Below are 9,391 nucleotides of genomic sequence, written 5' to 3'. Positions count from 1 at the left end.
TTACACGTCCCCACCCCGGGGTCTCGGCGGGAACCCGGGGTCTCGGCGACAGGAGGGGGAGCTACGACGTGATCGTCAGGTGCATACGCGCGTCGCCGCCGGACTCGACCCAGGCGCGCGAACGCTCGAGGATCCCGCGCAGCACGTCGAGGTCGACCTGGTCGAGGTCCTTGATGTAAAGGCAGCCCACCCCTGTCGTGTGCGGGCCGAGCGCGCCGAGAGCCTCCGCGTGGGCGTCCACGCCGTCGAGGAGGTAGATCGTGGTCGCGGCCTTCCGGGGGGCGAAGCTCAGAATGCCGCTGTCGCCCTCCGTCCCGGTGGGGTAGCGGTAGTGGCAGGAGCCGAACCCGATGATCGAGCCCCAGGTCTGCGGTTCGCGTCCGGAGATGTCCCGCAGGAGAGCGATCAGCGTCTCCGCATCACGGCGACGCACGGCCGGGGAGGAGCGGGCGATCAGCCCCGCGACGTCGTCCCCGGTCGGCTGCACTACTTCGCCGCCTTCGCCGCCGCCTTCATCGCCTTCTTGTACTCGCGCACCTTCGTCAGCGACTCGGGCGACACGATGTCGGCGACGCTGCGGTACGAACCGTCCTCGCCGTAGGGAGCGGAGGCCTCCCGCCAGCCCTCGCCGGTGAACCCGTACTGCTTGCCGAGGAGGGCGAGGAAGATCTTCGCCTTCTGCTCACCGAAGCCGGGAAGAGCCTTGAGTCTCTTGAGCACCTCGGCGCCGCTCGGCTGGGTCCCTGAGCCTGTCGACGGGCCTGAGCCTGTCGAAGGGCGCGTCCACAGGGCGGCGGCGTCCCCGTCCCACTCGTCGACGAGCGCCTGGCACAGGGTCTGCACCCGCGTCGCCATGGATCCGGGGAACCGGTGCACGGCGGGGGTCTGCCGGAAGGCCTCCAGAAACTCCTCCGGTGCCATGCCCGCGATCGCCGCGGCATCCGTGGCGCCGGTGCGCTGCTCGATCTTGAGCGGACCGGAGAACGCGGTCTCCATGGGGATCTGCTGGTCCAGCAGCATGCCGATCAGCAGAGCCGTCGGGTTCTCGGTCAGCAGGGCGTCGGCGGCGGTGTCTCCGGTGATGTGAAGGGCCATGAGTCCCATCCTCTCTCACTACGGGGCGGCGGATTCGCAGATGCAGAGCTGGGTCGAGGAGCCCGCCCCGAAGAGGCTGCCGTCCCAGCCGCCGAAGCGCTCGACCAGTCGGAGTCCGGCATGCGCAAGGAGCACCGGCAGTTCCTGGGGGAAGATGCTCCGCACCTCGATGGACACCGTCTGGAAGTCGGGCTCGGAGTCCGTCGAGAAGTACCAGGTGCCGCGCGTCACCTGTGCGGCGGCATCATAGGCGTCCGCGACGTCGACGCGGACGTCGCCGCGGTCGGGATCGGCGAATGTCGTGCGCGGGCGCCGGACCCCGTCGGCGTCAGCCAGGAGCCGCACGTCGGGATGGAAGACGTCGAAAGCGAAACGTCCGCCGGGCGCGAGGTGCCGCCGTGCCGCGCGGAAGCACTGCACGATGTCGTCAGCCTCGTGCAGGTGCAGCAGAGCGTTGCCCGCGATGAAGATGAGGTCGGACTCGTCGCCCAGGTCGAAGTCGCGCATGTCGCCGTGCTGCCACTCGACGGACACACCGCGCTCCTCAGCCTTCTGACGTGCCACAGCCAGCATGTCGAGCGACAGGTCGAGTCCGACGCTTGGGTGCCCGTCGGCCGCGATCGGGATCAGCTTCTGACCGGTTCCGCATCCGAGCTCGAGCACGCGACCGCCCACGCTGTCGGCTTCGGCACGGTAGAAGTCCACGGCTGCCTCGCTCGTCGGAAACAGCAGGTCGTACAGCCTCGCGTCCGAGTACAGATCCTGGGTCATTCGGGCCTCCTCGTGCCCCACGCTCTCACAGCGCGGATCCTCGCGCAGCCCATGGCTCCCGCCCTCTGGTCCATCAGCATGTCGACGCGCAGCACGCGGCTCTCGTTCCGCAGCGTCGGCGGCGGCGGTGTCTCCGGTGATGTGGAGGGCCGCGCCTCCCATCTCGCCCTCACGGGATCAGGCTGTGGCGGCGTCCTCGACCGTGTCCGCGGCAGGGGTGATGCCGTACAGCGTCGCGAGCGCGGCGGCGAACTCGTCCGCGCGACCGGCGGCGGCGAGCTCATGAGCCCGCACGGTCGGCGTGTGCAGCAGCACGCCGGAGAGGTGCCGGAGGGCCTGCTCGACCTTGCCGTCCTCGTCGCCGCGGGCGCGCGCACGGTCGATCTCGCGCTCCAGCAGCTCGAAGATGTGCGACCGGAACGCCACCACCGACGGGGTCACGCTCTGGCGGGCACCGACGACGTGGAAGGTCTCCGCGGCCTCGCGGACGACGCTCCGGGCGGCGTCCGTCGCCTGCAGCTCCTCGAGCGGGGCGTGCAGGCGGATGGTCTCCAGGTCCAGCAGCGCGACGCCCTCCAGTGCGGCCACGGCCGGGTCGACGTTGCGCGGCATGCCGAGGTCGACCACCAGCCGGCTCGGGACACCGGTGGTGCCGCTGGTCGCGCTGACGGGGCAGCCCGCGGCGGCGAGGCCGACCGGGAGCTGCAGGTGCTCCGGGCCGAGCACGGGCTCGGTCGCGGTGGTGCAGGTGATCAGCAGCGTGGAGTGCGCCGCCGTGCGTGCGTACTCGTCTGCCGGAACCGGGCGGATGTCGTGCTTGGCCGCGAAGATCTCTGCGCGGCCAGAGGGGGAGTAGACGGAGATGTCGACGGCGCCGCGCTCGCGCAGAGTCGCGAGGGTGACGGCGGCGTAGGCTCCGGTGCCGACCAGCAGCACGCGCTCGGCCGACCAGTCGGCGATGCGGCTGTCGGCGAGCTCCAGCGCGAGACGCACGAGAGATCGACCGGCGCGGCCGAGGGCGGTGACGTTCTTGACCTTGCGCTGCGCCTGGCTCGCGCGCTGGAACAGGCGCTCGAGCTCGGGGGAGGTGGTGCCGTCCTTGCGGGCGGACTTCAGGGCACGCCGCACCTGACCGGCGATCTCGCCCTCGCCGGAGACGACGGACTCGAGACCGGAGGCCACGGAGAAGAGGTGCTCGGCGACGCGGCGACCGGAATGCACGGCGTAGGCACCGTCGAGGTCGGCGGCGGGAATGCCGGTCGCGGACTCGACGGCCTCGATCACGGCTTCGACGCCGATGGCGCCGGCCGCGGTCACGGGCTCGTCCATTTCCACGTACGCCTCGAAGCGGTTGCACGTCGCCAGGACCACGGCACCCTGCACGCACGGCGCCATGCCCACGATGGTGGGAGCGACGTCGTCGGGGGTGCGGCTCAGGCGTTCGAGCAGTTCGAAGGAGGCGGTCTTGTGACTCGCCGTCACACACAGCAGCACCCTTCGATTGTACCCGAGCGTACGGAGCCGGGACTCGGCGGCTCCCTAGGCGCCGGATGGGAGGATGGGGGCATGGCACTCTCCGACGCCCCGCTGCTGCGCGCCCTCACCGGCGACCGCCCCGCCACCGCTCCGGTCTGGTTCATGCGCCAGGCGGGCCGATCCCTGCCCGAGTACCGGGAGCTGCGGGTCGGCACACGGATGCTCGACGCCTGCCTCACCCCCGACCTCGCCGCCGAGATCACCCTGCAGCCGGTGCGGCGGCACGGCGTCGACGCGGCGGTCTTCTTCAGCGACATCGTCATCCCGCTGCGTCTCGCCGGCGTGGACGTGGAGATCGAGCCCGGCCGCGGCCCGGTCTTCGCGAACCCGGTGCGGACGGTCGCCGACGTCGACCGCATCACGGCGATCGATCCGGACAGCCTCGACGGCAGCGCGATCGCGGAAGCCGTCGGCATCGTCGCCGCCGAGCTCGGCGACACTCCGGTCATCGGCTTCGCGGGAGCCCCCTTCACGCTCGCGGCGTATCTCGTCGAGGGCGGTCCGTCCAAGGAGCACCTGCGTGCGCGCGGCATGATGCACGCGGAGCCCGAGGCCTGGCACCGTCTCGCGGGCTGGCTGGCGCAGATCTCGCGGCGGTTCCTGGAGACGCAGCGCGATGCCGGCGCCGCGGTCGTGCAGCTCTTCGACAGCTGGGCGGGTTCCCTCAGCCCCGCCGACTACCGCACCTTCGTGGCGCCGCACTCACGGACCGCTCTGGACGGCATCGGCGTCCCGACGATCCACTTCGGCGTCGGCACCGGCCCCTTCCTCGGCGACATGCGGCTGGACGGCATCGCCGACGGCGTGGGGGTCGACTGGCGGCTGCCCCTCGACGAGGCCGCAGCGATCCTCGGCCCCGACGTCTCGGTGCAGGGGAACATCGACCCCGCGTTCCTCGGCGCGCCGTGGCCGGTGCTCGAGGCGCATGTCCGCGACGTGCTCGAACGCGGTCGCGCGGCCCGCGGGCACATCCTCAACCTCGGCCACGGTGTGCCCCCGGAGACCGACCCCGACCAGCTCACCCGTATCGTCGAGCTGGTGCACGCCGGCTGACCTCCGTTCGAATCGCCTGCTTTGCGGCATCTGCGGCCCAGATGCAGCCATTCAGGCGATTCGAAGCGCCCGCACCAGCCGCAGATCCGAAAGACCGAAGCGCCCGGTGGGCAGCGCGGCGCGGATGCTGGCGTCGTCGAACGGCCGTGAGGGGCGGATGCCCTCCGGCGGCTCCGGCGCCCACGGTGCCGGTTCGCTGACGCCCTCCGCGAGCATCCGCGCCTGCGCCTTCGCGACCAGGGGCACGACCATGGTCCACTCGGTGAGCTGCGCGAGCACCCGCACGACCCAGGCCGGAACGGGGAGGAACGCGGGACGACGTCCGGCGACGCGGGTGATCCGGCGGATGGCCTCCCCGAGCGTGACCTCGTCCGCCCCCATCACGGCGACCGTCGGCTCCGGGATGCGGCCCTCGAGCGCGGCCACCAGCACGTCCGCGGCATCCTCGACGGGGACGGGGCGGGCGGTGCGTTCGCGGTAGCCGACGGTCCAGAAGAAGGGGAGGGTGCGGACGGCACGGGTCACATGGTCGACCATGTGATCGCCGGGGCCGTAGATCATCCCGGACTTCAGGATCGTGTGCGGGAGCCCGGAGCCGCGGATGATCTCCTCGGCCTCCCACTTCGACTCGTGGTAAGCGGAGCCGCAGTCGGGCCGGGCGCGGAGGAAGCTCACCATGACGAGCCGCCGGACGCCGGCGCGGCGAGCGGCCTCGACGACGGCGGCCGTGCCCTCGACGTGCACGCGGCGGAAGGTCTGGTCGCCGATCTCCCGGTTGATCCCGGCGCAGTGGGCGACCGCGTCGCATCCGGCGAAGGCGGCGGTCAGCGCGTCGACGTCGGTGATGTCCGTGCCGGAGCGTCGGGAGATCACCACGGGCTCCTCCAGGCGATCGGCGAGGGCGCGGCCGACGAACCCACTGCCTCCGGTGATGGCGACCTTCATGGTGTTCTCCTTCGCTAATTAGCTATCTGGCGAAACTGTATCTAGCGAAGGTGCTATATTGCAAGCATGGCCGACAGCGCATCCGACATCTTCGCGGCGCTCGCCCATCCGACCCGGCGGCAGATCCTGCAGGACCTCAAGGAGGGGGAGCTCGCGGCCGGGGAGATCGCGTCCCGCTTCTCCGCGAGCGGCCCGACCATCTCCCGGCACCTGAGCGTGCTGCGGCAGGCAGGCCTCGTCTCCGAACGTCGCGATGCCAACCGCATCTTCTACTCGCTCGTCGGTGAACGCCTCGCCCTCTCCGTCGGCGACTTCCTCTCCACGGTCTGTCCCGAGCAGATCGTCCTCCGCGAGGTGCGCAAGCGCGGTCGGGCCTGACCTCCGTTCGGATCGCGCACCTGGCGGCATCAGCGGCGATTATCCGGCCAATCGGGCGATTCGAAGCACAGGGGCGGTGAAAGGATGGAGGCATGAGCCCCGAGCACCCCGCACCCGCTGAACCGGCCGACCTGGCGGCCCGTGCCGCACGGAAGCACGTCGTCGTGGTGGGCGGCGGCGTCGGCGGACTCGTGGCCGCGCGTGAGTGCGCGAAGGTCGGCATGCAGGTCACGCTGCTCGAAGGGTCCGAGTCCCTGGGTGGCGTGATCCGCAGAGTCGCGCTGGACGGTGTCGTCGTCGACGCGGGCGCGGAGAGCTACGCGACGAAGGGCGGGCACGTCCGGGCTCTCGTGAACGACCTCGGTCTCTCCGACCGCGTCGTGACGCCGCAGGCGGGAGGCGCGTGGCTCGCCGGACTCCCCGGCGGCGGCGCGGCTCCGCTTCCGGCCGGCGGCATCCTCGGCATCCCCGGCAACCCCTTCCAGGACGACGTCCGCCGCATCATCGGCTGGTCGGGCGCCTGGCGGGCCTATCTCGACCGCGTGCGCCCGCCGCTCACGATCGGGCATCAGCTCAGCCTCGGACGCCTCGTCGCCTCGCGCATGGGGGAGAAGGTGCGCGACCGCCTCGTCGCCCCCGTCACCACGGGTGTCTACTCCGCCTCCCCGGACGACGTGGACATCGACGTCGCCGCCCCCGGACTCAACGCCGCCCTGACCCGCGTCGGATCCCTCTCCGGGGCGGTCCTGGCGCTCCGCGGTGAGGCGGCGTCGCGCGGTGCGAAGACTCCGGGTGCCGCGGTCGAGGGGCTCGTCGGCGGGATGAGCGTGCTCGTCGACGCCCTCGCGGCCGACCTCGATGAACTCGGTGCGACCGTGCGCACCCGCGTCCGAGTCCGCCGCCTCGCGACCGACGGCACCACCTGGCGCGTCGTCGTCGAGGAGCCCGCCGCGGAGGAGCCGATCGAGGGCGAGGAGGCGACGCAGGAGGAGGAACTCGTCGCCGACGCGGTGATCGTCGCGACCTCCGAGCACGGGGCGCGGGAGCTGCTCGCGGGCGTCGTTCCCGCCCTCGCGGCCGCCGACGCGGCACCGGCCCCCGAGATCGAGATCATCAGTCTGCTGCTCGACGCGCCCGCGCTGCGCACCCCGCCCCGGGGCACCGGCGTGCTCACGGTGCCGCACAGCCACACGGCGAAGGCACTCACGCATTCCACGGCGAAGTGGTCCTGGGTGCGGGCGGCCGCCGGCGACCGGGAGGTCGTCCGCGTCTCGTTCGGTGCCCAGGGGGAGCCGGCGGCGACGGCGGCGCTGGACGACGAGGCCGCGGTCGACCTCGCCCGCCGGGAGGCCTCGGCCCTCCTGGGGGTTCCCCTGACGGCCGACCAGGTCGTGGCAGGCCACCGGGGGCGCTTCGTGCAGGCGCAGCCGGCATCGATCATCGGGTCGGGAGAGCGGCGCGCGGCGGCGCGTCAGGCCGTGCAGGCGGTTCCCGGTCTGGCCGCGGTGGGGGCCTGGCTGGCCGGCACCGGGCTCGCGCAGGTCGTGCCGGACGCCGCGGAGGAAGCCGAGCGCCTGCGTCGCGCCCTCCTCTGGGACTGAGTGCGCGCGGGGCGTACGCGAGTGCGCTCCGGGGCTCCGTGTCAACCCTCTCATCGATTGATGCCGAAATCGGCATACGGCGTTACGCTGGGTACCTGATCGCGGCGGAGACGCGGACGATCGGGCGTCCCCCGGGACGGACCACAGCCGGAACAACGTGAGGAGACCCCATGAAGGGGAAGATCGGACTCGTCGTCGGACTCGGCGTCGGCTATGTGCTCGGCACCCGCGCAGGACGCGAGCGTTACGAGCAGATCAAGACGCAGTGGCTGAAGGTCTGGAACACGGACCCGGTGCAGGAGCGCGTCGACAAGGTCAAGGGCTTCGTCGGCGACAAGGCCGCCGCGGTTCCCGGCGCGGTCTGGACCGGCGCCGTCAAGATCGTCAAGTCGGTCAAGGGCGACGGCACGCCCGGCCAGAAGCTCGACGCGGTCATCGCCTCCGGCAAGGACGCCGCGGAAGAGATCTCGGACGCCGCGGAGGACGCGGTCGACGAGGTCAAGGAGCGCGCGGCCGAGGCCCAGAAGCCCGCGGCGTCGAAGCCCGCCGCGAGCAAGCCCACCCCGCGGAAGTCCGACGACTGACATGCCCCGCGGATATCGGGATCGCGCCGACGACAGTCTGCTGACGCTGCTCGGCGACCTGCCGGAGCTCGTCACCACCCTCGTCAAGGCCGAGATCGACGCGGCCAAGGCGTGGGTGTCGCGCACGGCGAAGGATGCGGGCGTCGGCTCCGTCTGGTTCCTCGTCGCGCTGTTTTTCCTGTTCTGGGCCGTGCCCGTGATCCTCGTGTTCGCGATCGCGGGGCTGTCGTCGTGGTGGCCGGTATGGCTGTCCGCGCTGGCGGTGTTCGGCATCCTCATCGTCGCCGTGCTGCTGTTCGCGCTGCTCGGCATCCTGAAGTTCCGCAAGGTGCTCCGTCGCCAGAACCCGGCACAGGCCGTGGCCGAGGACATCCGAATCGTGAAGGAGGCCGGCGATGAGCACCCCTGAGTCGCTGCCGCGCACCGCGGTCCCCGCGGGAATCGTCGATCCCGTCGCCTCGGCGCGGGCGGAGTTGAAGGCGGCCCTGGCCGCCATCGAGGTCAAGGGGAACATCCCCCGGCGCGTGGAGAAGGCATCGGCGCGGGCGGCCGTGAAGGCGCGCGCGTTCGCCGATCGCAACCCCGCCGCAGCGATCGCCGCGACCGTGGGCATCGCCGCCGCCGTCGGCGGGGCGGTGTGGGCCATCGCCCGCGCCATCGCCCGCTGATCGACCCCCGTACCGCCCTCACCTGGGGGCAGTATTCCCCTGATTAGCGGCTCCTCCGCAAAGGGGGCAGACTGGGATCATGTCCGACCTGCGTGAAGAGAACCCGTCCGGTTACACCCTCTGGGCCGTCTGGCGACGCAACCCCGATGCTCCCGTCACCGAGAACGACGCGACCGAGGTCGAGTCGATCGTCTCGCACATCGAGGACTCGGGCGTCACCGTCCGCGGCTTCTACGACGTCTCCGGACTCAAGGCCGACGCCGACCTCATGGTGTGGCTGCACGGTGCCACGGCCGAGGAACTGCAGCGGGCGCTCCGTCGCCTGCGCCGCACCGAGATGCTGCGCTCGCTCCTGCCGGTGTGGAACGCCATGGGCGTCCACCGCGACGCCGAGTTCAACCGCGCGCACGTCCCCGGGTTCCTCCGAGGCATCGAGCCCAAGGACTGGCTCGTCCTCTACCCGTTCGTCCGCACCCCGGAGTGGTACCTCGCGCCGGAGGGGGAGCGCCGCACGATGCTCGCCGACCACGGTCGCAAGGGCGCCGCGTTCACCGGTGTCATCGCGAACACCGTCGCAGCCTTCGCGCTGGGCGACTACGAGTGGCTGCTCCCGATGGAGGCGGATGAACTCACGGATCTCGTCGACATGATGCGCGACCTCCGCTACACCGACGCCCGCATGTTCGTGAAGGAGGAGGTGCCCTTCTACACGGGGCGCCGCCTGCGCTTCGACGAGATCGCGGACGTGCTGCAGTAAGCG

The 9,391-nt window shown here is 71.6% G+C and carries 12 protein-coding genes; 7 read left to right on the top strand and 5 right to left on the bottom strand.

All coding sequences use genetic code 11. The features are described from left to right. Positions 1 to 61 precede the first annotated feature (61 nt). The 4 genes from M4D53_RS13005 to M4D53_RS12990 all read right to left on the bottom strand — a co-directional run bounded on the left by M4D53_RS13005 (position 62) and on the right by M4D53_RS12990 (position 3,360). Entirely contained in the window at positions 62 to 487 is a 426-nt protein-coding gene (locus M4D53_RS13005) for a DUF1801 domain-containing protein (protein ID WP_259954408.1), read from the bottom strand. After that, positions 487 to 1,095: an HhH-GPD-type base excision DNA repair protein gene (locus M4D53_RS13000; protein ID WP_259954406.1), complete on the bottom strand. Its 609-nt coding sequence runs from the start codon at positions 1,093 to 1,095 to the stop codon at positions 487 to 489. Before M4D53_RS13000 ends, M4D53_RS13005 begins: the two co-directional genes overlap by 1 nt. An 18-nt stretch (positions 1,096 to 1,113) precedes the next feature. Next, positions 1,114 to 1,866, bottom strand: coding sequence for a class I SAM-dependent methyltransferase (locus M4D53_RS12995; RefSeq protein ID WP_259954404.1), 753 nt, complete (start codon positions 1,864 to 1,866; stop codon positions 1,114 to 1,116). A 177-nt stretch (positions 1,867 to 2,043) separates the two neighbouring features. Continuing rightward, entirely contained in the window at positions 2,044 to 3,360 is a 1,317-nt protein-coding gene (locus M4D53_RS12990) for a glutamyl-tRNA reductase (protein ID WP_187662566.1), read from the bottom strand. 72 nt (positions 3,361 to 3,432) lie between these two features. On the opposite strand from M4D53_RS12990, the gene hemE reads away from it, so the two are divergent. Further along, a complete protein-coding gene (gene hemE, locus M4D53_RS12985; RefSeq protein WP_259954402.1) occupies positions 3,433 to 4,455 on the top strand; it encodes a uroporphyrinogen decarboxylase in 1,023 nt (340 codons plus the stop codon). Positions 4,456 to 4,506: 51 nt separating this feature from the next. Here the strand turns inward: hemE and M4D53_RS12980 are convergent, their stop codons facing one another. Then, positions 4,507 to 5,400: an NAD(P)H-binding protein gene (locus M4D53_RS12980; protein WP_259954399.1), complete on the bottom strand. Its 894-nt coding sequence runs from the start codon at positions 5,398 to 5,400 to the stop codon at positions 4,507 to 4,509. A gap of 66 nt (positions 5,401 to 5,466) precedes the next feature. Here M4D53_RS12980 and M4D53_RS12975 point away from each other — a divergent pair, with 66 nt between their 5' ends. The 6 genes from M4D53_RS12975 to hemQ all read left to right on the top strand — a co-directional run bounded on the left by M4D53_RS12975 (position 5,467) and on the right by hemQ (position 9,388). Further along, the gene (locus M4D53_RS12975; protein WP_060921528.1) at positions 5,467 to 5,778 is read left to right on the top strand and encodes a metalloregulator ArsR/SmtB family transcription factor; all 312 of its coding nucleotides are present in this window, start codon (positions 5,467 to 5,469) and stop codon (positions 5,776 to 5,778) included. Between the two features lie 92 nt (positions 5,779 to 5,870). Further along, complete coding sequence (locus M4D53_RS12970) at positions 5,871 to 7,379, top strand: protoporphyrinogen/coproporphyrinogen oxidase (RefSeq protein ID WP_259954396.1); 1,509 nt, start codon at positions 5,871 to 5,873, stop codon at positions 7,377 to 7,379. Between the two features lie 170 nt (positions 7,380 to 7,549). Further along, the gene (locus M4D53_RS12965; protein ID WP_259954394.1) at positions 7,550 to 7,963 is read left to right on the top strand and encodes a hypothetical protein; all 414 of its coding nucleotides are present in this window, start codon (positions 7,550 to 7,552) and stop codon (positions 7,961 to 7,963) included. A gap of 1 nt (position 7,964) precedes the next feature. Next, positions 7,965 to 8,372: a phage holin family protein gene (locus M4D53_RS12960; RefSeq protein ID WP_259954392.1), complete on the top strand. Its 408-nt coding sequence runs from the start codon at positions 7,965 to 7,967 to the stop codon at positions 8,370 to 8,372. Further along, complete coding sequence (locus tag M4D53_RS12955) at positions 8,359 to 8,631, top strand: hypothetical protein (protein WP_025104872.1); 273 nt, start codon at positions 8,359 to 8,361, stop codon at positions 8,629 to 8,631. Before M4D53_RS12960 ends, M4D53_RS12955 begins: the two co-directional genes overlap by 14 nt. Before the next feature lie 76 nt (positions 8,632 to 8,707). Beyond that, a complete protein-coding gene (gene hemQ, locus M4D53_RS12950; protein ID WP_370429007.1) occupies positions 8,708 to 9,388 on the top strand; it encodes a hydrogen peroxide-dependent heme synthase in 681 nt (226 codons plus the stop codon). The last annotated feature ends 3 nt before the right edge of the window (positions 9,389 to 9,391 follow it).

Origin of the sequence: Microbacterium meiriae, from assembly GCF_025143875.1 — a bacterium.
Classification (GTDB): domain Bacteria; phylum Actinomycetota; class Actinomycetes; order Actinomycetales; family Microbacteriaceae; genus Microbacterium; species Microbacterium meiriae.
This window is presented reverse-complemented; position numbering and strand designations above follow the sequence as displayed.